The following is a 24,588-nucleotide window of genomic DNA, read 5'->3' on the forward strand; positions in this document are numbered from 1 at the left end:
TTATGGAACAGGTGCTGCTTTCGTCCGACCGGATCGCCTCCGTTCGGCGCCGTGCCGGTGAGTACCCGCAGCGGACCATCGCCGTCGCTACCGCGGTGGCGCTGACGCACTGGGTGGATCCCTCGCTGATCGTCGACGGGATCGACCTCTCGCCCGCAACGCTTTTCGGCGACCTGCTCGTGTGGGCCGACAAGGGCCAGCAGTCGGACGTCGCCGAAGATGCCGACGGCTGGAGGATTCCTCTCCCCTCGGGCGTGGACGCGCAAGCAGCACAACGGGCGTTGGACGACCTCGCCGAGTTCCCCAATCGCGCCATCGGAACGATCACCGCGCAGACGCTGGACGAGCGGCTCGCGGACCTGGCCCGGTGGAACGACAACGAGTTCTCGCGCGAACGGCCAAGCATCGTCGAGCTGTTCCGCGCGCAGGCCGCCGAACGCCCGGACGCCGTGGCGATCAACGACGGCGACCGCGCCTTCACCTACGGCGAGGCGCTCGCCCGTTCCAACCAGCTGGCCCGGTTCCTGGTCGAGCGCGGCCTGAAGACCGAGCAGGTCGTCGGCATCTCGCTGCCCCGCTCGGCCGAGATGGTGATCAGCCTGCTCGCCGTGCTGCAGGCCGGTGGCGCGTTCGTGCCGCTCGACCCGCAGTGGCCGGCGTCCCGCCGCGAGTCCGTGATCACCGACGCCCAGGTCGTCTTGGTTCTGGGCAGTGGGCAGGAGAACGAGCCCGAGGCCATCGCGGTCGATCTCGACGACTGGGGCTTCGAGGGCTACTCCGCTGATCCCACCGACGTCACGATCGCCGGCGCGCAGCTCGCCTACGTGATGTTCACGTCCGGCTCGACCGGCCGCCCCAAGGGCGCGATGATCCGGCACGAGGCGATCAGCGAACGCCTGCTGTGGCAGGTGAACCAGATCCTCCACTTCGGACACTCGGATGCCTCGCTGTTCAAGGCGCCGCTGTCGTTCGACATCTCGATCAACGAGATCTTCCTGCCGCTCGTGTGCGGTGGCCGCACGGTCGTCGTGCGTTCCGGCGGCGAACGCGACCCGCACCACCTGCTGCAGACCATCGACCGGCACCGGGTGACGTTCGTGTACCTGGTGTCGTCGATGCTCGACGTGCTGCTGAACATCGCTTCAGACGGCGAGCTGGCGAGCCTGCGGCACGTGTGGTGCGGCGGCGAGGTGCTCACTCCCGAGCTGTACGACCGGTTCCGCACGCAGCTCGACATCCCGATGTACCACGGCTACGGCCCGGCCGAGGCCACGATCGGCGTCTCGCACGTGATCTACCGCGGCGAGGCCGAGCGGCTGTCGACGTCGATCGGCAAGGCGAACCCGAACACCGACCTCTACGTGCTCGACGACCAGCTGCGGCCGTGCCCGGTCGGTGTCGGCGGCGAGCTGTACCTCGGCGGGTTCCTGCTCGGTCGTGGCTATGTGAACGCTCCCGGCCTCACCGCGTCGCGGTTCGTCGCGAACCCGTTCTCCGACGACGGTTCGCGCCTCTACCGGACCGGTGACCTGGCGCGGTTCGCGCCGGACGGGTCGCTCGACTTCCTCGGCCGCGTCGACAACCAGGTCAAGATCCGCGGCATGCGGCTGGAGCTGGAGGACGTCGAGGTCGCCCTCGCCGAGCACCCCCAGGTTCGCCACACCTGTGTCGTGGTGCGGAAGAACTCGGCCGGCGGCAACTACCTCGTCGGGTACGTCGTTCCGTCGGACGAGTCGTTGACGTCGGATGCCGTGAAGCAGTGGGCGACCGAGAACCTCGTCGAGTACATGGTGCCCACGCACATCGTGGTGATGAGCGAGTTCCCGTTGACGGCCAACGGAAAGCTCGACCGCCGCGCGCTGCCGGAACCGGTCGTCGAAACCGGGCCGGTGACGGCGGCGGAGACGGACGACGAGGCCGTGATCTGCGCGGCCGTCGCGTCGGTGCTGCGGGTCGAGCAGGTCGGCGCCGACCAGGACTTCTTCGAACTGGGCGGCGACAGCATCCTCGCGATCTCGTTGCTGTCGGCTTTGCGTGCGGAGGGCGTGTTCGTCACCGCCACCCAGATCTTCGTCAACCGCACGCCGCGCGCTCTCGCCGCCGTCGCGTCACGTGACGGTGCTTCGGCGGTCGACCACGACGACGTGCCGACCGGTCCGGTGGTGGGTCTGCCGATCGTGCAGTGGCTCGGCGAGACCACCGACGCGATCGACGGGTTCGTGCAGTCGGTCGTGCTCAACACCCCGGCGGAGCTGACGGCGGACGCGCTGACGCAGATCCTCGACGCGGTGGTAGCGCGGCACGACATGCTGCGCGCCAAGCTGGTCCGGGGCGAAAGCTGGTCGTTCGACATCCCGACCGACGGTCATGCGCTCTGGGAGGAGAGCGACGCACCGCTCGAAGAGTGTGTGCAAGCCGCGACCGAGGGCCTCAACCCCGACGCGGGCATCATGCTGCGCGCGGTGTGGCGACCCGAGGCGCGGCAGCTCGTGCTCGTGATCCACCACGTGGTGATCGACGGCGTCTCGTGGCGCATCCTGTTCGACGACCTCGCGTTGGCGTGGCAGCAAGTCTCTTCTGGTGCCCCGGTGGAACTCCGGCCAGTCGGCACCTCGTTCCGACGCTGGACTCAGTTGCTCGAGCAGGCCGACTTCGACGGCGCTTACTACCGGCGTGCGTTGCCGGGCGTGGATCAGCTGCTCGGACGGCGCGAGCTGACCGATGAAGATGTCGTTGCGGGCGAGCAGACCCGCACCGTGACGGTCGGATCCCAGGCCACCGCCGCGTTGCTGGGCGACGTACCCGCGTTGTTCCACGCGAAGGTCAACGACGTGCTGCTGACGGGTCTCGCGGTCGCGCTGGCGAAGTGGCGGCGCGACAACGGCCAGGACCAGACGTTCGCGCACATCGAGCTGGAGGGCCACGGCCGCGAGGGCAGGTTCGTGCCGCGCGACCCCGACCTGTCGCGCACGGTCGGCTGGTTCACCACGTTGTTCCCGGTGACCGTGGACCCCGGCTCGAACGATCTGGCCACCGCGCTGAAGCGGGTGAAGGAAGACCTCGCGCGGGTGCCGTCGAACGGTGTCTCCTACGGGGCCCTGCGGTACCTGCGAGACGAGGTTTTCGACGCGTCCAGGCCGCAGGTGCTGTTCAACTACCTCGGCAGGTTCTCCGGCGGCACGACCGGCGACTGGCAGCTCGCGGAGAACGCCGGGCAGCTCGGCGAGAAGCGCGACCCGGCGATGCGGCTGCCGCGCGCCCTGGAGTTCAACGCCTCCGCCGAACCCGGCGCCGACGGTGAGCTGGAGCTGGTCACCGTCCTCTCGTGGCCGGACGGGATCTTCACCGACGAGGACATCGCGCAGATCGGCGAGTACTTCGTCACCGCGCTGGAAGGCCTGGCGGAGCTGTCCACCGGTGGCCACTCCCCCAGCGACTTCCCGTTGCTGCCGCTCACGCAGGCCGACGTCGACGCGCTGGACTCCCCGCAGCTGCGCGAGATCCTGCCGCTGACGCCGTTGCAGGAAGGCCTGTACTTCCACTCCGTCTTCGACGACGACTCCTCGCACCGGTACGTCGAGCAGCAGCTGCTGACGCTGACCGGCACCGTCGATGCTCGTCGGCTCGAAGCGGCGGCGACGCGGGTGTTCGAGCTGTTCCCGAACCTGGCCGCGCGGTTCACGAGCCTCGCCGACGGCAGGGTCGTGTCGGTGCTGGAGTCGGGTGTGCGGCCAGGGTTCACGACGGTGAACGGCCAGGGCATGTCCGACGAGGAGATCGCCGAGCTCGCCGAACGCGACCGCGTCGCCGGGTTCGACCTGAGCACCGGCCCGCTGATGCGCTACACGCTGGTGCTCACCGCGCCGCGTCAGTACGTGCTCGTGCAGACCGTGCACCACATCATCGCGGACGGCTGGTCGGTGCCGCCGATGCTGCGCGCGTTGCTGGCCGAGTACGACGCGCCGGGGTCGGTGCACGCGCGCGGCAGCTACTCCGACTACGTGCGGTGGCTCGTCGAAAGCGACGCTGCCGAGAGCGACCGCGTCTGGGCGCGCGAGCTGGAAGGCTTGCCCGGACCGTCGATCACCGTGCCGGACCACGTTCCGTCCGAGCGGTTCGGCGACATGATCCTGGACGCGCCGTCCGATGTGGACGAACGTGTGCGCGCGGCCGGGGTGTCGCTCAGCGTCGCCGTGCACAGCGCGTGGGCCCTGACGCTCGGCGAAATCCTGGGCAGCCAGGACGTGGTGTTCGGCTCCACGGTGTCGGGCCGTGACGCCGAGGTGCCCGGTATCGACGAGCTCGTCGGCCTGTTCATCAACACCATTCCCGTGCGCGCCAAGTGGTCCGGCGAGACGACGGCTCGCGAACTGCTGGACGCGGTGCGCGAGCACCAGACTGCCGTCCTGCCGCACCAGCACGTGTCGCTGACCAGGATCGGCCGACTCGCCAACGCCGGGTCGATGTTCGACACGCTCGTGGTGTTCGACGTCGCGACGGACGTGACCTCGTTGCGCAGCGACTCGTTCGGCATTGCGGACGTCGTCAACGAGGGTGCGCCGCACTACCCGCTGACCCTGGTGGTCGCGCGCCGGCACGACGGTTCGCTGTGGTTCAACCTGGTGCACGACACCGCGGTGATCCGCCCGGCGGGTGCGCAACGGATCGTGCAGACCTTCGCCGACACGCTGAACGCATTGCTGGCTGGGAACATCCAGACTTCCCTGTACGTCCAGCCTGCCGTCGAGCCCGCCACGCTGGCCGACCTTTTCGACACCACCGCCAGCCGCGCACCCCAAGCCCGCGCCGTGACGTTCTGCCGTCTCGACGGCACCTCGGAAACCCTCACGTATGGCCAACTCCTCGACGCGAAGAACCAGCTCGCCCGCACGCTCGCGAACGCCGGAGTCGGGCCGCACGAACGCGTCGCCGTCGCCGTGCCCCGGTCGCTGGAGCAGATCGTGTCGCTCGTCGCGGTCGTGTCCGCCGGTGGCGCGTACCTGCCGCTGGACGAGGCCTACCCGGACGACCGGCTCGAGTACCTGATCTCCGACAGCGCGCCGAAGGTCGTGCTCATCGCACCCGAACAGCGCGACCGCTTCGCCGCGATCGTCGCCAGGACCGGCAGCGCCGCACGGGTGGTCGCGATCGGCGACGAGGTGCCCGGCACCGGCGTGATCACCCCGGCGACCTGGCGGCACCCCGCGTACGTGATCTACACGTCCGGGTCGACCGGCAAGCCCAAGGGCGTCGTGATGCCGCACCGCGGCGCGGTGTCGCTGCTCGCGAACATCCAGCCGGACATGGGTTTCGGGCCGGACGACGTGATGACGCAGTTCCACTCGTTCTCGTTCGACCCGTCGGTGCTGGAGGTCTGGGGTGCGCTGGCCAACGGCGCCGAGTTGGTGGTGCCCGACCGTGGCCTGACCCGCTCGACGGTCGACTTCCACCGGATGGTGCGCGAGCGCGGCGTCACGTTCATCGTCCAGACGCCGTCGGCGTTCTACCAGTTCATCGAGGCGGACAAGCACAGCGAGCCGGTCACGACCGTGCGCCGGTTCATCATCGGCGGCGAGGTGCTGGAACCCGGCCGGATGCGCGACTGGATGGCGCGGTACGGCACACAAAGGCCGGACCTGGCGAACTGCTACGGCCCGACCGAGTCCACTGTGTACACCACGCGGCACGTGCTCGACGACTACGACTACGAGCCCGGTCGTCCCGACGGCAGCCCGATCGGTTCGTCCGTGCCCGGCCAGCAGGCCTACGTGCTCGACGAGCAGCTCAAGCCGGTCGGGCCGGGTGTCGTCGGCTCGCTCTACCTCGCCGGGCCGCAGCTCGCGGACGGCTACGCGAACCGGGCGGGGCTCTCGGCGAGCAGGTTCGTCGCCGACCCGTTCGCGGGTGACGGCTCCCGCATGTACCAGACCGGTGACATGGCGAAGTGGAACCTCGACGGCGACCTGGAGTTCCTCGGCCGCGCCGACGGCCAGGTGCAGCTGCGCGGCTTCCGCATCGAGCTGGGTGAGGTCGAGACCGTTCTGCGCGAGGTCGCAGGTGTGGCCGACGTGGCCGTGACCGTGGCGGACACCGCGGACCACCTCGTCGCGCACGTCGTGGGCACGCTGCCCGCCGACATCACGTCCGTGCTCGCCGCGAAACTGCCGCAGCACATGGTGCCGCAGCGGTTCCTCTCGCTCGACGCGCTGCCGATCACGATCAACGGCAAGCTGGACCGCACCGCGCTGGAAGCACGCGCCCGCCAGGGCGACGCCCAGGTGGTCACGGCGGACGCCTCTGTCCTCGACGCGCTGGTGGAGATCTTCCGCGCTGCTCTGCCGGTGTCCGAGGTGGACGCCGACACCGACTATTTCATGGCGGGCGGCGACAGCATCGTCGCGATCGGCGTCGTGAACCGGGCGCGCGCGCTGGGGCTGGCGATCTCGCCGCGCGACATGTTCCTGCACAAGACTCCGCGAGCGCTGGTGGAGAAGTTCGCCGCGCAGCCCGGGGTGCAGCAGGTCGTGGAAGAGATCTCCGACGGTCCGGTCGTGCCGACGCCCATCGTGCTGCGGTTGCGGGAGCTCGGCGGGTCGCTCGACCTCTTCGCACAGGCGAGGCAGCTTCCGTGCGCGAGCCTCGACGACGCCCGGCGCGCGGCGAACGCGGTCGTGGCAACGCATCCCGCGTTGCGGTTGCGCCTGAACACCGACCAGGGCGTGTGGTCGCTGCGCACCGAACCGGCAACCCAGATCGACGTCGTGGTGTCGGAGGACGACCCGCAGGAGGCCGCTGAGGCAGCCGCGCGCACGCTCGACGCCGAGGCCGGTGTCATGGCGGCGTTCACGTGGCTGAAGAACAGCAGCACGCTCGTCGTCGTGGTGCACCACTTCGCGGTGGACGCCGTGTCGTGGATGATCCTGCTCGAAGACCTCGCCGTCGCGATGCGCGGCGAAGAGCTCGCGCCGGTGACGACGTCGTTCGCCTCGTACGCGGCGGCGTTGGCGCTGAACGCCCAGTCCGGCGGCGACCTGCGCCGGTGGATCGAGACGCTCGACGCCCCGGTGCTCACGCCGCAGCTCGGCGCACGGCGCGAGGTCACCGTCACGCTGGCCGGCGACATCACCAGCAACGTTGTGCAGAAGGCCCCGAACGCGCTCGGCGTCGGCCTGACCGAACTGCTGCTCGGCGCGCTGCGGACCGCGCTCACCGAGATCCAGGGCACCCCGACGGACCTGGTGGTCGACCTCGAACGACACGGCCGCGTCCCCGCCGCCGACCACCACGACTACACCCGCACGGTCGGCTGGTTCACCGCGCTCGCGCCCGTGAAGCTCAGCCCCGCAACAGATCCGGTCGCGGCGGCCCGTGAAGTCGTCGCACGGCAACCGGACGAGGTCGCGCACGTCGCGTTCGGCCAGCTGCGCCACCTGAACCCGCAGACCGCGCCCGTGCTGGCCGCGTTGCCCCGGCCGCAGGTGCTGTTCAACTACCTCGGCCGCGCGAGCGAGTCGCAGGCGCTGCACGTCGATCCCGAGAACCGGCCGAGCCCGTACGCGGTCGAGGTCAACTGCTGGGTCGACGTCACCGGCTCGCTGCGCGCCACGTTCGGGCTGACCGAGGACGTGTCGGACGAGATCGCGGCACGGTGGCTGCTGGCGCTGGAACGAATCGCGGACGCCTCGGCGACCGTGCGGCACACCGCGCCGGTCTCGCCGTTGCAGCGCGGCCTGTACTTCCAGGCCGAGCTGGCCGGCAAGTCCGGTCAGTACGTGGCGCAGAGCTTCTTCACATTCGACCGGCGGCTCGACCCCGGCGTGCTGGCCAAGGCGCTCACGCACGTGATCGCGAAGCACCCGGTGGTCGGCGCGGCCTTCGAGTCCGACGAGAACGGCACGCCGGTGCAGGTGCTGGGCATCAGCGGCGAGGTGCCGGTGCGCACGGTCGACGTGCTGAACTCCGATGCCGTCGAGGCGTTGCGCCTCGAAGATCGCGCCACGGGCTTCGACCTGACGGCACCGCCGTTGGTGCGGCTGACGATCCTGCGACTGCCGAACGGCCACGACTCGTTGCTGTTCACCACGCACTTGCTGCTGTGGGACGGCTGGTCGCGCATGCTCGTGCTGGAGGATCTGTTCGACGCCTACCGCGCTTTGCTCGCGGGCGAACCGGTCGACTCGACGCCCGCCACGCCGAGCTTCGAGAGCTACACCCGTGCACTGGCCTCGAAGGATGCCGAGGCAGCGCAACGATTCTGGGCGCACTACCTCTCCGACCTGCCCGGCCCGACACTCCTGGGTGGACAGTCCACGTCGGACTCGCTACCGACCAAGATCGTGCGGACGTTGCCGATCGAAGCGTCTCACCGGGTGCGTGAGGCCGCACGTCGCCACGGCGTGACGGTGAACTCGGTGCTCACCGGAGCGCTCGGGCTCGCGCTCGGCCGGGAGACCGGGCGCGGCGACGCGGTGTTCGGTGTGACTGTGTCCGGACGTGAGGAGGAGGGCACCGAGGGCATCGTCGGTGTTCTGCTCAACACCGTGCCGATACGGGTGAACGCACGGCCGCACGACACCGTGGGCGAGTTCCTGGCGTCGGTGCAGGCCTCGCGAGTCGCGACGATGGAGCACGAGCACTTCGGCCTCGGCGAGATCCAGCGCGCGAGCGGCCACGACCAGCTGTTCGACAGCCTGTTCGTGCTGCAGAACTTCCTGGGCGACGACACGTTCACCGAGTTCGACGCGAAGAACGGGATCATCGAGCACGACGCGGAGGACTCGACGCACTTCCCGTTCACGTGGGTCGTGACGCCGGGCGAGGAGCTCACGGTCAAGGTCGAGTACCGGCCCGACGTCACCGAACCCGCGTTCGCGCACCGGTTGTTCGACGGGTACCTTCAGGTGCTCGACGAGCTGACCCGCACGGACGGTCTGCTGGGGTCGATCGGCTCGGGGCTGACGCCGGAGCTCAACCCCGCCAACGACTTCGGCACCCTCACGGTGGTCGACCTGTTCGACCAGGCCGCTGATCGCAACCCGGATCGAGTCGCGCTCGTCTCGCACGGTCGGACCATGACCTTCGCGGAACTGCGGGACCGCAGCCGACACCTCGCCGGTGTGTTGTCCGGCAAGGGAATCGGTGTCGAGACGTCGGTCGCCATCGCGGTGCCGAGGTCGATGGAGTGGGTCGTCGCGCTGTTCGGCATCCTGCGCTGTGGTGCGGCGTACGTGCCGCTGGAGCTGGACCACCCGGACGAGCGGATCGCGTCGATCATCGAGGACGCACAGCCGTCGTTGATCATCACGACATCCGCTGTGGCGCCTCGGATCCAGGGGCCGACGTTGAAGCTCGACGAGCCGTGGCCCGCCGCCGAGCCGGTGATCACGTTTGCTCCGGGTGATCCGAACCGGCTCAAGCACGCGGCCTACACGATCTACACCTCGGGTTCGACCGGCAAGCCCAAGGGTGTCGTGACGGAGTACGCCGGCCTGACGAACATGCTGGTCAACCACCAGCGCAGGATCTTCGAGCCGGTGCTGGCCGAGCACGGGCACCGGATGTTCCGGATCGCGCACACGGTGTCGTTCGCGTTCGACATGTCGTGGGAGGAGCTGCTCTGGCTCGCCGACGGCCACGAGGTGCACATCTGCGACGAGGAGCTGCGCCGCGACGCGACCGGGCTGGTGGAGTACTGCCTGGAGCACGAGATCGACGTCATCAACGTGACGCCGACCTACGCGCAGCAGCTGGTCGCCGAGGGGCTTTTGAGTTCGGCGCACAAGCCGCCGCTGGTGCTGCTAGGTGGTGAGGCCGTCACGCCGACGTTGTGGCTGCTGCTCGCCGACACCCCCGGTGTCGTCGGCTACAACCTTTACGGGCCAACGGAGTACACGATCAACACGCTGGGCGTCGGCACGTTCGACTGCGTCGACCCGGTCGTCGGCGTGGCGATCGACAACACCGACGTCTACGTGCTGGACCCGTGGCTGCGGCCGGTGCCGGACGGCATCGCGGGCGAGCTTTACGTGTCAGGCGTGGGTATCGCGCGTGGCTACCTCGGGCAGCCGGGGCAGTCCGCCGAACGGTTCGTGGCGTGCCCGTGGGTGCCGGGTGAGCGGATGTACCGGACGGGCGACCTGGTGATCAGGCGTGCTGACGGCAACCTGCTCTACCTGGGCCGCACCGACAAGCAGGTCAAGATCCGCGGCCACCGGGTCGAGCTGGGCGAGGTCGAGGCGCGGTTCGCGGCGCACCCGGACGTCCGGTTCGTCGCGGCCGTCGCGCAGGCCGACCCGCAGGTCGACGGCGCGTACCGGCTCGCGGCCTACCTGGTCTTGGCCGACGGCGCGGACATCCCGTCGATCGCTTCGGCGGTCGGTGCCGGGATGCCGGACTACCTGCGGCCGACGCACTACGCGGCAGTGGACGCGATCCCGTTGACGGTCAACGGAAAGGCCGACACCTCGGCCTTGCCCGAGGCCCGCCCGCTCGGCACGCTGGTCGAGCAGGAGGTCCGCGATCTCACCGAGACCGAGGTCGTGGTGCGGGAGATGTTCGCCGAGGCACTGGACCTCGACGAGGACGAGGTGGGCATGGCGAGCGGCTTCACCGAGCTGGGCGGGCACTCGATGCTCGCCGTGCGGCTGATCGGGTTGCTGCGCCGCGAGTTCGGCCCGGTCGTCACGATCCGCGACCTCATGGCTCTGTCCACCCCCGAAGCGATTGCGCGCCACGTTGACGAACACTGAAGTCCGCACCGGCAGGGAGATCCTGCGGATCGCCCTGCGCCGCAACCTCGGCGCGATGGCCGGTGGCACCCTGCTGATGGGGATGTACCAGGCCGCCGAGACCGCCGTGCCGATCCTGCTCGGCGTGATCGTCGAGTACGCGCTGCGCGGCGGTCAGCTGAGCTCGCTCGGCCTGGCGTTGCTGGCGCTCGGGCTCGTCATGGCGACCGTCTCGTACTCGTGGCGGTTCGGCATGCGGATCCTGCAGAAAGCCAACACGACCGAGGCGCACCGGTGGCGCGTCGAGGTCGCGGATCGCGGCCTGCAACCGGTGGCACGTGACGTCGACCTGAAGTCCGGCGAGGTGCTCACCATCGCCACCGAGGACGCGGACCAGACCTCGGACATCATCGAGGTGGTGCCGCTGCTGGTCAGCTCGCTGGTGTCGGTGGTGATCACGGGTGTCGTGCTGGCGGTGATCAGCGTGCCGTTGGGCGTGCTGGTGTTCGTCGGCACGGCGGCGATTCTCAGTGTTCTGAGCGTGATGTCACGGCGAATCGGCGCCAGCACCCAGATGCAGCAGGCGAAGGTCGCCCGGGCTGGGGCCAAGGTGTCGGACCTGATCGCCGGTTTGCGTCCGCTGCACGGCTTTGGTGGCAGCTACGCGGCGTTCCAGGCGTATCGGCGGGTGAGCACCGAAGCGAAGAAGCAGTCGATCGTCGTGGCACGGGTGAACGGCGTCTACGCGGGTGCTGCTTTGGCGCTGAACTCGTTGCTGGCGGCCGTTGTCACGTTGTGGGCCGGCTACCTGACGTTCCAGGGCACGATCGGGATCGGCGAGCTGGTGACGGTGGTCGGGCTGGCGCAGTTCCTGATCGAGCCGTTGAAGCTGTTCTCGGAGATGCCGAAGTACGTCATGATCGCGCGTGCTTCCGCCGAGCGGATGGCGTTGATCCTGGCCGCGCCGCCGCTGATGACGCCCGGTGTCGAGGTGCCGGGAACTGAGGGCGGTCTTGAGGTCAAGGGGCTGACGCACGGAACGTTGCGGGATCTGACGTTCTCCGTGCGGCCCGGCGAGTTCGTGGCCGTGGCGGCCTACCAACCGCAGGCCGCGGCCGAGCTGGCGTCGGTGCTTTCCGTTGACGTGCCGCCGTCTTCGTACTCGGGGGTCGTCCGGGTGGCGGAGCAGGAGATCGCCTCGCTGACCATCGAGAGCGTTCGTGAGCACCTTCTGGTGAACCCTTCGCACCACGAGGTGTTCGCGGGAACGTTGCGGGACAACGTCGATCCGTCCGGCACGAGCTCGTTGGTCTCGGAGGCCGTCTCGGCGGCGATGTTGACCGACGTCGTGGCGCTGCACTCCGAGGGCCTCGACTACGCCGTGCGCGACCGCGGCGCGAACCTCTCCGGCGGCCAACGGCAACGCCTGTCGCTGGCCCGAGCGTTGGCCGCGGACCCCTCGATCCTGGTGCTGCACGACCCGACCACCGCCGTCGACGCGGTGACCGAACAGCTGATCGCCCGCAACGTCACGGCGTTGCGGCGCGGCCGGACGACCGTCGTGATCACCAGCAGCCCGGCGCTGCTCGACGTGGCCGACCGGGTGCTCGTGCTCGACGACGGCGCGGTGACCGGCGAGGGCACGCACCGCGAGCTCCTCGGCAGTGACTCCTCCTACCAGCTGGCGGTGGCCCGATGACGTTGTTCCAGTTCGACCGCCCGGCGACGCTGCGGTTCGAAAGCACGGTGGACGAGGTCGAGCTGCGCCAGGACGGCGACCTGTGGTCGGCCGAAGTTTCGTTGCCCGAGCGGTTCCGCGTGACCTACCACTTCTTCGCCGACGGCGAGGAGTTCGCCGATCCCTCGAACCCGTCCGCTGCCGGCCCGAACAGGTCGCTCTTCTCGACCCCGGACCTGGAGGCGCAGCCGCACTGGCCGGTGGTCGGGCCGGACGAGGTGCTGGACGTGCCTTCGCTGCGCATCCGGTGGAACGGTTCGCTGGGCCGCAAGACCGTGCGCGTGCACAAGGGTGGCCCGGCGGTGGTGCTGCTGCTCGACGGCGACGACTGGATGTACGTGCACCCGGCCGTCGCCGCGTTCGAGTCCGCGATGGGCTCGGCCATGCCCACGCTGGTTTTCCTGCCCACGCCACGGGATCGTGACGCCGAGTACAGCTCTTCCGCTCTGTGGCAGGCGATCCGGGATGAGCTGCTGCCGTTGCTCTCCGAGAACGGTGTTCCCGTGGATGTCTCGCGGTTCGTCGTGGCCGGTCAGAGCCTCGGCGGGCTGAGCGCGTTCAACGCCGCCCTGGACTTCCCCGACCTGGTGTCGCGGGTGGCGTGCCAGTCCGGTTCGTTCTGGTACGCCCAGGACCTTCCTGGTAACGGGATCTCGCTCGACGGTCCTGCCGGTGGCGACACCGCGGAACGCCTGCGCGACCGCGACCTGTCGGGGCTGCGGGTGGCGTTCGACGTCGGTGAGCACGAGCCTCGGATGCACCGGCACTGCGAGGCCGTGGAAGAACTGAGCGCCAAGGCAGGCGCGGTCGTGCAGGTGAACCGCTCCCCCGCGGGCCACGATCGGGTGGGCTGGCGGCACGCGCTGCTGAGGGACGTCGTCTGGTTGCTCGACGACCTCTGAGGAGCGACGCTGGTCACCATGTCCGAACCGGTGATCTCAGTGATGCTGATCGTCCCGGACGCCGACGCCGCGGTCGCCTGGTACCGGACCGCGCTCGGCGCGACGGAGCTGTGGAACCTCGGCGGCGTCGCCGGTCTGTCGATCGGCGGCGCTGCTTTCTTCGTCCACCAGGTCAATCCGGACAATCCCGCGGAGACCAGTCCCGCCGGGGTCACGAGCGTGCGGGTCGAGCTGTTCTGCGACGACCCGGACGACTTCGTGGCACGCGCGGTCGCGGCCGGGGCCGTTCAGGGGTCGGCGGTCGTGGAGCATCAGGTCCCGTGGGGCACGCATCGGCAGGGCGGGTTCACGGATCCGTTCGGCCACAAGTGGTCTGTGGGCGACAGGTCACCGTTGCTCTAGCGGCCACACCTCCACCACTCCGTGAGCAACCGCGCACGGAGTGTTCGCGACCATGGCGACGGCGTCGTCCAGCGACTCGGCCTCGATGATCGCGAACCCCGCGATCGGGAGGTCGGCCCGCAGGAACGCGCCTTCCTCCACCTTCCTCCCGGTGTTCTCGGGATTGCGCACCTGCACGGGAGTTCCGGCCATGCCCATGTCCACCCCCGCGGCACGGAGCCGCTGGTCGTGCGCATGCGCTTCGTCGCGAACAGTTTGCGGTGTCCGCTCGTAGTCCTCGCGTGAGCCATATCCGATCGTCACGAACTTCATGCCTGTACAGACTCGGCGGCCGCGTGAAACTCATCGGCTCGTTCACCGACTGTTCATTCTGCGGTTGCGACGATCGCCTCGGATACCGCGTCGAAGTGACGTGAAGAGAACACTCGGCATCGGTCTCGCGGTCGTGCTGTTGGTGGGTGTGGTTGCGGCCATCGTCTACGGACAGGGCGACGAACAAGCCCAGCTCCAGACGGTGCGCGGCGTGATCGGCTCGGAGAAGCTCGCCTTCTTCGCCGACCAGCGGGTCAAGGACGTGTTCGCGAAGCACGGGCTCAAGGTCGAGGTGGATCCGGCCGGGTCGCGGCAGATCGCGACGGCAACGGACCTGAGCTCGTACGACTTCGCGTTCCCGTCGTCGGCTCCGGCGGCGGAGAAGATCCAGAAGGACAAGAAGGCCGCGCGGACGTACGCGCCGTTCTCGTCGCCGATGGTGATCGCCACGTTCGACCCGATCATCGACCTGCTCACCAAGGCGGGCGTGGTCAAGCAGGGGCCGGGCTACCAGACGTTCGACGTGCAGGCGTACCTCGACCTGGCCGCCAAGGGCACGCGCTGGGACCAGCTGCCGAACAACACCGCGTATCCCGCGCGCAAGAACCTGCTGGTCACGACGACGGATCCGCGTGACTCGAACTCCGCGGCGATGTACCTGGCGATCACGTCGTTCGTCGCGAACGGTGGCGTCGTCACGTCGCCGGACGCCGAGGCCAAGGTGCTGCCCGCGGTGTCGAAGCTGTTCCTGGACCAGGGATACACGCAGAGCAGCACCGAGGGGCCGTTCGAGGACTACCTGTCCGCGGGGATGGGCAAGACGCCGCTGGTGCTCGCGTACGAGGCGCAGTTCGTCGACAGGGTGGTGCGCGGCGACTCGACGATCCGGCCGGACATGAAGCTGCTCTACCCGGCGCCGACCGTGCTGTCGAAGCACACGCTGGTGCCGTTGCGGGAGAACGGGGACAAGGTCGGGCAGCTGCTGCAGACCGACGCCGAACTGGGCAAGCTCGCCGCGACGTTCGGCTTCCGCACCGCCGAGCCGCGCCACTTCAACGACATCGTCAAGGAGAAGAACCTGACCGTGCCGCAGACGATCGTGGACGTCGTCGAACCGCCCGCGCACGAGACGCTGGAGCGGATGCTCGAAGCGATCGCGAAGCAGTACTGATGAACGACTTCGTGTTGACGCCACCGGATCCTGTCGAGCCCGTGCCGGTCGACCGCGCGGCCGGGCTGATTCCCGTGGCGGACGACGCCAAGGTCGAGCTGTCCGCGCAGGCGCAGGAGTTCATCTCCGCCCTGGCCGCGGTCGACCCGCAGTCTCCGGACTTCGGCCGGATCGTCGACCAGGCGTTGGTGCTGGGCGAGGCGGAGATGCGGGTGGCGGCCCAGATCGCGGGCCGGATGCTGGACCGCACGCTGGCCTCGGTCTCGTCGCCGCATGGCGCGCAGGTGTCGACGAGTCTGGTTGAGCTGCGACGGTCCGTGCGCGAGTTGGACCCGCAGGACCTGACCAAGCTGACCAGCCGCAAGATCCTCGGGTTCATCCCCGGTGGCAACGCGGCGAAAGGGCTCTTGGCGAGGCTCCGGGCGGCAGACGAGCCCGTCAACCGGATCGTGCTGAAGCTGCGGTCGGGCCAGGACGCGCTGAAGCGCGACAACGCGGCCATCAAGGGCGAGCGGCAGCGGTTGTGGGACCTGATGACGAAGCTGTCGCAGGACGCCGCGCTCGCCGCGGAGATGGACGAGGCCGTCGGGCGGCAGGTGGACATCCTCGACCTGTCGGATCCCGGTCGCGCTACCGCGTTGCGTGCTGATGTCCTTTTCGGACTGCGGCAACGGCATCAGGACCTGCTGACCCAGCTCGCCGTGTGCGCACAGGGCTACATGGCCCTGGATGTGGTACGCCGCAACAACGACGAGCTGATCAAGGGCATCGAACGCGCGGTCAGCACGACCGTCACGGCGTTGCGCATCGGTGTGGCGGTGGCGGCGGCACTGGCCGGGCAGCGCGAGGTGATCGACCAGGTCGACGCCGTGCGCGGTCTCACCGACTCGATCCTGCGGTCGAACGCGACGCTGATGTCGTTGCAGGGTCAGGACATCCAGCGCATCGCCGCGACGCCCGCCGTCGGCATCGAGGCGGTGCGGACGTCGTTCGACCAGATCTACGCGGCGATCGACGCCATCGACACGTTCAAGGCCCGCGCGGCCGACTCGATGTCCAGCACGGTGACCGCGCTGGACGCCGAGATCCGGCGCGCCCACGACCACCTGAGCCGGGTCCGCGAGACCGGTGAGCAGTCTTGACCCGCCACTACTTTGGAGCCCGCATGATCCGCCGCCTCATCCCCGCAGTGGCCGTCGTGGCCCTGCTCGCGGGATGTTCCGACGAAGCAGACCCGTCCAGACCTGTCGGCGACGCCTCCCCCGGCGTGCTGCGCGTCCTCGCCGGCAGCGAGCTCGCGGACCTGCAGCCCGTCCTCGACGAGGCCGCCAAGGCCACCGGCATCAGCGTCAAGTTCAGCTTCACCGGCACCATCGAGGGCGCGGAGAAGGTCGCGAGCGGTGCCGCCGAGCAGGGCTTCGACGCCGTCTGGTTCTCCTCCAACCGCTACCTGGAACTGGTTCCCGAGGCCCAGAAACGTCTCGGCACGCCGACCAAGGTGATGTCCTCCCCCGTCGTCCTCGGCCTGCCCGCCGCGAAGGTGCGCGAGCTCGGCTGGGACTCCAAGCGCGTCGGCTGGGCCGAGATCGCCGAGGCCGCGGGCGCGCGGAAGTTCACCTACGGCATGACCGACCCGTCCGCCTCCAACTCCGGCTTCTCCGCACTGGTCGGCGTCGCGGCGGCGCTGTCCGGTTCGGGCTCTGCGCTGGACGCGGCCAAGATCAACGCGGTTGCGCCACAGCTCAAGCAGTTCTTCTCGGCCCAGACGCTGTCCGCGGGCTCGTCCGGCTGGCTGTCCGAGGCTTACCAGCGCAGGGCCAGGGGTGAGGATCCCGGCGCCAAAGTGGACGGTCTGATCAACTACGAGTCGGTCCTGTTGTCGCAGAACGAACTGACGCTGGTCTACCCCAGCGACGGCGTGGTGACCGCGGACTACCCGCTCACGCTGCTCACGTCGGCGTCGTCGGAAGCCCGTGAGGCGCACCAGAAGCTGTCGGACTACCTGAAGAGCCCGGACGCCCAGCGCAGGATCATGGACACCACGCACCGCCGCCCGGCAGTGCCGCAGGTGCCGCTGGACGGCAAGTTCGCGGTGAAGGACCTCGTCGAGCTGCCGTTCCCAGGCAGCCAGTCCGCTGTGGACGGTCTGATCACGACGTACTTCGACCAGCTGCGCCGCCCGTCCCGCACCCTCTACGTGCTCGACACGTCCGGCTCGATGCAGGGCGACCGCATCGAGGGCCTCAGGCAGGCCTTGGTCGGACTGACCGGCGCCGACGAGTCGCTCGCGGGCAAGTTCAACAGGTTCCACGGACGCGAACAAGTGACCCTGCTGCCGTTCAACAGCACCGCGCAACCGCCGTTGAAGTACGAGGTGGCGGCGGACAACCCGCGCCCGGTGCTCGACCAGATCCGCACCACCGCCACGTCACTGGACGCGGCGGGCGGCACCGCGATCTACAGCAGCCTGCGCAGCGGCTACGACGTGCTGCACGAGCAGATCAACGCGGACCCGGACAGGTTCACCTCGATCGTGCTGATGACCGACGGCGAGAACACCGGCAGTGAGGACATCGGCCAGTTCGAGACGTTCCACCGCAACCTGCAGCAGAACCTCAAGGGCATCCCGATCTTCCCGGTGCTGTTCGGCGAGAGCGCCACGGCCGAGATGGACCGGCTCGCGAAGATGAGCGGTGGCAAGGTGTTCGACGCCCGCAGCCGCTCGCTCTCGTCCGCCTTCAAGGAGATCCGTGGCTACCAGTAACCCGGTGCTGCGCTACCTGGCGTCCTGGAAGAACCTCGCGGGATGCACGGGCGGGCTGATCGGCCTGCTGCTGCACTTCGCTGGGCTCGCGGGCTCCTACTGGGTCGTCGTGGTGATCGGCCTGTACGGCGTGGGCGCCCTCGCCGCGCCGCCCGAACGGATCATCCTGGTCACCGATCCCGAAGAAGAAGCAGGGCAGCTCCGGTCCGAGCTGGACGCGCTCCTGGTGCGCGTGCAGGGTTTCAGCGTGCCTGGTGAGGTCATGCCGAAGCTGGGTGAGATCGCCGAGATCCTGCGTGGCATGCTGGACCGTCCACGCGAGCTACGCGCAGACCCGGATGCGCTGCACGCGGTGGTGCGGCTCGTCGGCACCGATCTGCCGCTGTCCGTGCAGACCTACGTGAACCTGCCGTGGTGGTACTCCGCCGCCCGCGGTTCGGGCACGGAACTGGTGCGGCAGCTGGAGTTGCTTCACAAGGATGCCGTGCGGGTCGCCGAACGGTTCCACGCGGCAGACGCGCAACGGCAGTCCGACCACACCCGCTACCTCGAAGATCGAGAGTAGCCTGCAGATCATGCGGTACGTCAGGGTTTTCGCGGACGAGAACGGCAAATCGGTCTTCGAGGACGTCGAGGTGGAAGGCACACCAACGGTCACGGTCGAAGGTGTGCCGCCACTGCTGGTGTCCGGACCGTTTCCAGCGGCGCGGATGCTCGTCGTCGAACAACCCGCAGGCGGCACGCCCGAGTGGGAACTGCACGTAGCGCCGCGCAAGCAGTGGCTCGTCGTGCTGACCGGCCGAGCGGCAGTCACGGTGTCGAACGGGGAACGCCGCGAGTTCGGGCCGGGCGCGCTGCTGTCCTTTGAGGACACGACGGGTGAGGGTCACATGTCGACACCGCTCACCGACGACCTGTCGTTCGCGATGTTCCCGCATCAGGCCGGATAGCCCAGCGCTGGACGCCGCTACGCGAGGAGGTCGAGCTCGACCTCGGACAACGGATAGCCCACGCACGTCAGAACGTCGCCGTCGGCCTTCTGTTGCGGTGTCAGGCAGTTCGGTCCGCTCATCGCGACCTGGCCACCGAGGAGCTTCACCCGGCAGTCCCCGCAGCTGCCGACCGTGCACGAGTACGGCATCGGCAGTCCTGCGGCGAGCCCGGCGTCGAGCAACGTCTGGCCGGGCTCGACGACCACGCGTGTGCCGTCCTCGACGACCATCACCTGCGGCGCGGTCGCCGAGACAGGAGTGTCCGCCCCACTGCTGTAGCGCTCGCGGTGCACAAGGGAGTCAGGAACACCAAACTCGGCCAGGGCAGCCGAGACCGTGTCCATCAACGCCTCCGGCCCGCACACGTAGAACCGGGCGTCACCGGACGGCCGCAGCGCGGTGAGCCAGTCGCGGACACCAGCGGCGTCGAGCCGTCCACGTTCCCGCGTCAGGACGTGGGTGATCGACAACCGCTCCGGGTGCTCCTCGGCCAACCGGGACAGCTCATCGGCGAAGATGACCTCTTGCTGGCTGCGATTGCTGTACAGCAACGAGATCCGGCCTGCCGATCCCGCCAGCAAGGTGCGGATCATGCTCATCATCGGCGTCACACCGCTGCCCGCCGCGATCAGCACGACGTCGTGCGCCGCCTCGGGATCGACGTGGAACGCCCCGGACGGACCTCGAAGCGACAACCGGTCCCCGGCGACGATGTTCTGGTGCACGTGCGTCGAGACGCGACCGCCCTCGACCTGCTTGACCGTGACCTCCAGCCGAGGTCCTGGCGCAGACGAAGCCGAGTAGGCACGGCGGCCGATGTCGGTGACGAGCGTGAAGAACTGCCCCGGCCGGAACTGGAACGCCTCCCCCGTGGAGTCCTCCAGCACGAGGGTGACCGCGCTCGGTGTCTCCCTGCGCACCTCCGCGACACGCACCTCCCGCAACCGTTGCGGCGCATCGGGTCCAACGACAGGCGGCGAGCCGACCTGGACGTCGTCGTACCCCTCCTTGCGCAGCCCGGACCGGTAGCCGAGGTTCATCGCCCACCGCAACACCCGGCCGATCCCGGGAATCCCGGCGACGATCCGGATCATCCGGGCGCTTCTGCCGGCCATGTTCGCGGCGAGATGATTCCCGGCGATCACCATCAGGTCCGGCGCCGAGCCGCGGTCGAGATGGGTGCTCAAAGCCCAGACCCGCGACCGCGTCACGGCGTCGTTCGCGGTCACCTCGGCGTGCTCGACGTCGATGACCAACGCGGCGTGCGGGGGCATTCCGCGCAACGCCAGCGGCTCCAGCAGCGCGGGATCGTCGGTGATCGAGGCCCGGCCGCGGACGTGCAGCACACCGGTGCGGCCGGGAACCAGCGCGGCGAACGAAAGCCTGTCGTCCTGCACGAGGTTGTGCAGGCTGTCCGCACGCTTGTTGCCCTTGCGGTCGGCGATGACGAGCGTCCTGCCGTCGAGGATTCGCGCGACAGCACCGTGATCCCCACGCGGACTCGTGTCGCTCCCGCCTGCGAAATCCCAAGTGGACAGTGCGAGGAACGGCGCTGCGGCGACGAAGTCCGCGACGCCGGGACCGCACAACGGTCCATCGCCCTCGACCTCCGGCGCCGGCTCGGAAGACACCGGCGGCTGCCACAACCGAGAGCGGATGACGGCCTGCGCGCAGTGCACGTACGCCTCGGCGACGTCCACGAACGTCTCCGCGCCCTTCCGACGAGTCACGGAACCGTTGACGCGCAAGGCTTCCCCGACACCCGGCAGGAGGAAGACGAACGACACCGGGCCGTGCGCCTCCCCGTCCGCCAGGGTGAACGACATCCGCGTGGGCGAATGAACGCGCACGAACCCAGGCGCGCCACCGATGAACGTCGTGCGACTCACGCCATCCGCGTCCCGGTAACCGAAGCCCGCCAGCGGCGAACGCGCGAGGACCGCCCGGCAGCCTTCATCGAGAACGCTGATCTGTTTCAGCATGATCATCGACGGCGGCTGTCCCAGGATCGCTTCGAGCTCATCAGCGGTGGACAGGCGGCGGACTGTGATGTTTCCGCTGTTCATGACACTATTGTGAGCATTAGCTCAGGTATTGACTACTCGCTTTTCACCGCCGCCGAGGAGACCAGGATGCCGTCCGCAGACCGTCGCTTGGAGCCACGTCGCAAGCCCCGTCAGGTGCGCGCCGAGCTCACCCGCGACCGCATCCTCACCGCGGCTGCTCACGTTTTCGCCGAGCACGGCTACGCCTCCGGCACCACCAACCGCATCGCCGAGCGCGCCCGCATCTCCATCGGCTCGCTGTACCAGTACTTCCCGAACAAGGACGCGATCCTCGCCGAGCTCCTGGTCCAGCACATCGACCGCGGTGCCCGGACCAGCGCCGACACGCTCGACCTCTCGCCGGGCACGCTGGAGGCGACGGTCCGGGAGCTCGTGCGCGACGCGATCGACAGCCACCGCGACGATCCCCGGCTGCTCCGGGTGATGATCGAGGAGGCACCGGTCTCACAGGAGCTGCTCGACACGATCGGCCGACACGAGAAGCTGCGCACCGCCCAGCTCCGCGAGATCCTCACCCGGCACCCCGACATCCACGTCGGCGACGTCACGATGGCCGCCGAGCTCGTCCTGCTCACCGTCGAGATCAACACGCACAAGTTCATGGCCGGACCGCGCACGACCCCCGTCGAGACGTTCGAGACCGAGCTGGTCGCGATGGTGACCCGCTACCTGCGCGGCTGACCGTTGTTCGTCGAACACCCCACCTTCGTCGTTCGCCAAAATATTGACGACCGTCACAGATCTGAATAACTTCGGGCACCCCAGCCCGGAGGTGGACGATGACCGCGCGCACAACCGCGCTCCTGACCCTGGTCCTGATCACGAGCCTCTTGCCGGCACCACAGGCGTCCGCGGCGTCCCTGGTGGAGGTGACGAACTTCGGCACCAACCCCGGCCGCATGCGCATGCACGTCTACGTGCCGGACGCCCGCCCCGCGAAACCGGCGATCGTGGTCGCCATGCACGGCTGCGGCGGCTCCGGACCCGGCTTCTACGCGGGCAGCGAGTTCGCCTCGCTCTCGAACCGGCTCGGGTTCGTCGTGATCTACCCGAGCGCGCAACAGGAAGCCGGGTTCGGCAAGTGCTTCGACACGTGGTCCGACGCCGCCAAGCGCAGGGGCGGTGGCAGCGATCCCGTGTCGATCGTCTCGATGGTCACGTACGTCCAGCAGCGGTACGGCGGCGACCCGAATCGCGTGTTCGCCACCGGCTCGTCGTCCGGCGGCATGATGACCAACGAGATGCTCGCCCTCTACCCGGACGTGTTCAAGGCGGGCGCGGCCTTCATGGGCGTGCCGTTCAACTGCTTCGCCAACGCCGCGGACTACCCGCCGGGCCGCAGCAAGTGCACCGGCGGCAGCATGAACCGCACCCCGCAGCAGTGGGGCGACGCCGTCCGCCAGGCCTACCCCGGCTACCAGGGTCCCCGCCCGCGGATGCAGCTGTGGCACGGCACCGCGGACACCCTCGTGCCGTACTCCTTGCTGCAGGAGGAGATCGAGCAGTGGACCAACGTCGCGGGCCTGAGCCAGACGCCGACGTCCACCGACACCCCGCGTCCCGGCTGGAACCGCCGCCGCTACGCCGACAGGGTCGAGGCGGTCAGCGTCCAGGGCGCGGGGCACAGCCTGCCGTCGGCGGGGATGGCCGCGGCCGCCCTCGAGTTCTTCGGCATCACGGCACGGGGTCCCCTGCCCGCACCAGTCCGCTCTGATAGGCGATGACGACGAGCTGAGCCCGGTCGCGGGCACCGAGCTTGGCCATCGCGCGGTTCGCGTGGGTCTTGACGGTCAGCGGGGACAGGAAGAGCCGTTCGCCGATGTCGTCGTTGGTGAGTCCGTGGGCGACGAGCACCAGGACCTCGCGTTCGCGTTCGGTCAGCTGGTCCAGCCCGACCGGTGGCGGCAACGGAACCGGTCGGGCCTGGCTCAGGAACTGACCGACGAGCCCGCGGGTGGCAGCCGGTGACAGCAACGCCTCGCCCGCGGCCACGACCCTGATGGCGCGCAACAACTCCGCTGGTTCGACGTTCTTGCCGAGGAACCCGCTCGCACCGGCGCGGAGTGCGCGCACGACGTTCTCGTCGTTCTCGAACGTGGTCAGCACGAGGATCCGCACGCCCGCCAGGTCTTCGGCGGCGGCGATCTCCCGGGTCGCCTCGATGCCGTCGAACTCGGGCATCCGGATGTCCATCAGCACGACGTCGGCCCGGCACGTCCCGGCCAGCCGCACGGCCTCCCGCCCGTTGTCCGCCTCTCCCACGATCTCGATGTCGGGTTCGGAGGCGAGGAACATCCGGAAACCGGCGCGGATCAGCGGCTGGTCGTCGACGAGCAACACCCGGATGATCATGAGGTCACCGCGGGCAGGGAGGCGCGCACCGCGAACCGGCCGGATCCGTCCACCCCTGCCGTGACGCTGCCGCCGAGGGCTTCGGCGCGCTCACGCATGCCGGGGATGCCGTAGCCGGACCCGCTGTTCTGGTTGCGGCCCAACGGATTGGTGATGTCAAGCGTGACCCCCAGCGAGTCGTAGGCGACGGTGAGAGCGGCGGTCCCGTCGCCGTGCTTCTGAGCGTTCGTGAGCGCCTCCAACGCGATCCGGTACGCCGCGACGTCGACGGCCGTGGGCAGTGGCCGCGCGTCTCCGTTCTGACGGTGCTCGACGGCGAGGTGGCCGGAGACGTCCTCGATCAGATCGGTCAGCTGCGCGAGCCCGCGCGGCGGCCGGGTGGGTGACGGCTCGCGCAGGAGACCCACGACGAACGCCATCTCCCGCAACGCCGCGTCGGCGGAACGACTGATCGCGTCCAGCGCTCCTGCGGTCTGCTCCTCGTGCCCCGGCCCGAGATGCCGGGCGCCGGTGGCCTGCACCTTCACGACGGCGATGTGGTGGGCCACCACGTCGTGCAGCTCCCTCGCGATCCGCAGCCGCTCCTCGGCGACCCGGCGGCGCGCCTCCTCCTCGCGGGTCCTCTCCGCCCGCTCCGCGCGGTCCTCGACCGCCGCCACGTAGGCCCGTCTGCTCCGGGTGGCGTCCCCGTAGGCGGCGGCCATGCCGAGGAACGCGAGATCCACGCTGGTGCCCGGATCCCACCACGGCGCGGCGCCGCCGATCATGCTCGCGAGCCACCCCACGAGGAACACGCCGACGGTGCTCAACCACAGGGTGCGGCGGCCGGTCACCAGCGCGACCGTGTAGAGGGCGATCATGAGCGCGACCGTCAGCGCGAGCGGCTGCCCGCCCAGCCCGACGGTGATCGGGAACCCGGCAACCGTCGTGCCGACCAGCACCCGCCACGGCGCCAGGCGGCGGCAGGCGACGGCGGCGAACACCACGACCGCGGCCACGACGTGGTACCCGGTGATCTCCTCCCGGGGCTCGCCGAGCGGGGAGACGCGCGTCATCGCGATCGAGAGGACGGCCAGGAAGAGGCCCACCGCGCCGTCCGTCCACTGTGGATGCAGCCCGGCTGACCGCCGCAAACCGGCAAGTTCCATGCATTTCATCGTAG

General features: G+C 69.2%; 15 protein-coding genes. 11 read left to right on the forward strand and 4 right to left on the reverse strand.

Going from position 1 to position 24,588, the window contains the following annotated elements:
• Positions 1 to 2 precede the first annotated feature (2 nt).
• The 4 genes from AB0M24_RS16815 to AB0M24_RS16830 are packed head-to-tail and all read left to right on the forward strand — an operon-like array spanning position 3 to position 13,769.
• A complete protein-coding gene (locus AB0M24_RS16815) occupies positions 3 to 10,748 on the forward strand; it encodes an amino acid adenylation domain-containing protein (RefSeq protein ID WP_363767562.1) in 10,746 nt (3,581 codons plus the stop codon).
• Positions 10,735 to 12,426: an ABC transporter ATP-binding protein gene (locus AB0M24_RS16820; protein WP_363767565.1), complete on the forward strand. Its 1,692-nt coding sequence runs from the start codon at positions 10,735 to 10,737 to the stop codon at positions 12,424 to 12,426. The genes AB0M24_RS16815 and AB0M24_RS16820 overlap by 14 nt, the downstream gene beginning before the upstream one ends.
• Complete coding sequence (locus AB0M24_RS16825; RefSeq protein WP_363767568.1) at positions 12,423 to 13,367, forward strand: alpha/beta hydrolase-fold protein; 945 nt, start codon at positions 12,423 to 12,425, stop codon at positions 13,365 to 13,367. Before AB0M24_RS16820 ends, AB0M24_RS16825 begins: the two co-directional genes overlap by 4 nt.
• Before the next feature lie 18 nt (positions 13,368 to 13,385).
• Positions 13,386 to 13,769 carry a VOC family protein gene (locus AB0M24_RS16830; RefSeq protein ID WP_363767571.1) on the forward strand — a complete coding sequence of 128 codons (384 nt, stop codon included), beginning with the start codon at positions 13,386 to 13,388 and terminating at the stop codon, positions 13,767 to 13,769.
• Here the strand turns inward: AB0M24_RS16830 and AB0M24_RS16835 are convergent.
• Positions 13,755 to 14,081, reverse strand: a complete 327-nt coding sequence (locus AB0M24_RS16835; protein ID WP_363767574.1) for a YciI family protein — start codon at positions 14,079 to 14,081, stop codon at positions 13,755 to 13,757. The two genes, AB0M24_RS16830 and AB0M24_RS16835, sit on opposite strands and share 15 nt — an antisense overlap.
• Before the next feature lie 100 nt (positions 14,082 to 14,181).
• Here AB0M24_RS16835 and AB0M24_RS16840 point away from each other — a divergent pair, with 100 nt between their 5' ends.
• Genes AB0M24_RS16840 through AB0M24_RS16860 form a run of 5 tightly spaced genes read left to right on the forward strand, consistent with a single transcriptional unit; the run spans position 14,182 to position 18,966 of the window.
• Positions 14,182 to 15,252 (forward strand): hypothetical protein, encoded by a 1,071-nt coding sequence (locus tag AB0M24_RS16840; protein WP_363767577.1) that lies wholly within the window; start codon positions 14,182 to 14,184, stop codon positions 15,250 to 15,252.
• Positions 15,252 to 16,394, forward strand: coding sequence for a toxic anion resistance protein (locus tag AB0M24_RS16845; protein ID WP_363767580.1), 1,143 nt, complete (start codon positions 15,252 to 15,254; stop codon positions 16,392 to 16,394). The genes AB0M24_RS16840 and AB0M24_RS16845 overlap by 1 nt, the downstream gene beginning before the upstream one ends.
• Positions 16,395 to 16,417: 23 nt before the next feature.
• On the forward strand, positions 16,418 to 18,016 hold the full coding sequence (locus tag AB0M24_RS16850) for a substrate-binding and VWA domain-containing protein (protein ID WP_363767583.1): 1,599 nt from the start codon (positions 16,418 to 16,420) through the stop codon (positions 18,014 to 18,016).
• Positions 18,003 to 18,581, forward strand: coding sequence for a hypothetical protein (locus AB0M24_RS16855; protein ID WP_363767586.1), 579 nt, complete (start codon positions 18,003 to 18,005; stop codon positions 18,579 to 18,581). The genes AB0M24_RS16850 and AB0M24_RS16855 overlap by 14 nt, the downstream gene beginning before the upstream one ends.
• Before the next feature lie 10 nt (positions 18,582 to 18,591).
• Complete coding sequence (locus AB0M24_RS16860; RefSeq protein ID WP_363767589.1) at positions 18,592 to 18,966, forward strand: hypothetical protein; 375 nt, start codon at positions 18,592 to 18,594, stop codon at positions 18,964 to 18,966.
• 17 nt (positions 18,967 to 18,983) lie between these two features.
• On the opposite strand, the gene AB0M24_RS16865 is transcribed toward AB0M24_RS16860, so the two are convergent.
• The gene (locus AB0M24_RS16865; protein WP_363767592.1) at positions 18,984 to 21,074 is read right to left on the reverse strand and encodes a 2Fe-2S iron-sulfur cluster-binding protein; all 2,091 of its coding nucleotides are present in this window, start codon (positions 21,072 to 21,074) and stop codon (positions 18,984 to 18,986) included.
• 66 nt (positions 21,075 to 21,140) lie between these two features.
• Here AB0M24_RS16865 and AB0M24_RS16870 point away from each other — a divergent pair, with 66 nt between their 5' ends.
• Positions 21,141 to 21,755 (forward strand): TetR/AcrR family transcriptional regulator, encoded by a 615-nt coding sequence (locus AB0M24_RS16870; RefSeq protein ID WP_363767595.1) that lies wholly within the window; start codon positions 21,141 to 21,143, stop codon positions 21,753 to 21,755.
• A gap of 98 nt (positions 21,756 to 21,853) precedes the next feature.
• The gene (locus AB0M24_RS16875; RefSeq protein ID WP_363767598.1) at positions 21,854 to 22,798 is read left to right on the forward strand and encodes a PHB depolymerase family esterase; all 945 of its coding nucleotides are present in this window, start codon (positions 21,854 to 21,856) and stop codon (positions 22,796 to 22,798) included.
• Here AB0M24_RS16875 and AB0M24_RS16880 read toward each other — a convergent pair.
• Positions 22,749 to 23,426 (reverse strand): response regulator transcription factor, encoded by a 678-nt coding sequence (locus AB0M24_RS16880; protein ID WP_363767601.1) that lies wholly within the window; start codon positions 23,424 to 23,426, stop codon positions 22,749 to 22,751. The two genes, AB0M24_RS16875 and AB0M24_RS16880, sit on opposite strands and share 50 nt — an antisense overlap.
• Entirely contained in the window at positions 23,423 to 24,574 is a 1,152-nt protein-coding gene (locus AB0M24_RS16885; RefSeq protein WP_363767604.1) for a histidine kinase, read from the reverse strand. The genes AB0M24_RS16880 and AB0M24_RS16885 overlap by 4 nt, the downstream gene beginning before the upstream one ends.
• Positions 24,575 to 24,588 lie beyond the last annotated feature (14 nt).

Source organism: Lentzea sp. NPDC051838, from assembly GCF_040681245.1.
Taxonomy (GTDB): Bacteria; Actinomycetota; Actinomycetes; order Mycobacteriales; family Pseudonocardiaceae; genus Lentzea.

Excerpts from the sequence above, each read along its gene's own strand:
- AB0M24_RS16815 (WP_363767562.1), top strand. The coding sequence starts at position 3 with ATGGAACAGGTGCTGCTTTCGTCCGACCGGATCGCCTCCGTTCGGCGC.
- AB0M24_RS16825 (WP_363767568.1), top strand. The coding sequence starts at position 12,423 with ATGACGTTGTTCCAGTTCGACCGCCCGGCGACGCTGCGGTTCGAAAGC.
- AB0M24_RS16830 (WP_363767571.1), top strand. The coding sequence starts at position 13,386 with ATGTCCGAACCGGTGATCTCAGTGATGCTGATCGTCCCGGACGCCGAC.
- AB0M24_RS16835 (WP_363767574.1), bottom strand. The coding sequence starts at position 14,081 with ATGAAGTTCGTGACGATCGGATATGGCTCACGCGAGGACTACGAGCGG.
- AB0M24_RS16845 (WP_363767580.1), top strand. The coding sequence starts at position 15,252 with ATGAACGACTTCGTGTTGACGCCACCGGATCCTGTCGAGCCCGTGCCG.
- AB0M24_RS16850 (WP_363767583.1), top strand. The coding sequence starts at position 16,418 with ATGATCCGCCGCCTCATCCCCGCAGTGGCCGTCGTGGCCCTGCTCGCG.
- AB0M24_RS16860 (WP_363767589.1), top strand. The coding sequence starts at position 18,592 with ATGCGGTACGTCAGGGTTTTCGCGGACGAGAACGGCAAATCGGTCTTC.
- AB0M24_RS16865 (WP_363767592.1), bottom strand. The coding sequence starts at position 21,074 with ATGAACAGCGGAAACATCACAGTCCGCCGCCTGTCCACCGCTGATGAG.
- AB0M24_RS16870 (WP_363767595.1), top strand. The coding sequence starts at position 21,141 with ATGCCGTCCGCAGACCGTCGCTTGGAGCCACGTCGCAAGCCCCGTCAG.
- AB0M24_RS16875 (WP_363767598.1), top strand. The coding sequence starts at position 21,854 with ATGACCGCGCGCACAACCGCGCTCCTGACCCTGGTCCTGATCACGAGC.
- AB0M24_RS16880 (WP_363767601.1), bottom strand. The coding sequence starts at position 23,426 with ATGATCATCCGGGTGTTGCTCGTCGACGACCAGCCGCTGATCCGCGCC.
- AB0M24_RS16885 (WP_363767604.1), bottom strand. The coding sequence starts at position 24,574 with ATGGAACTTGCCGGTTTGCGGCGGTCAGCCGGGCTGCATCCACAGTGG.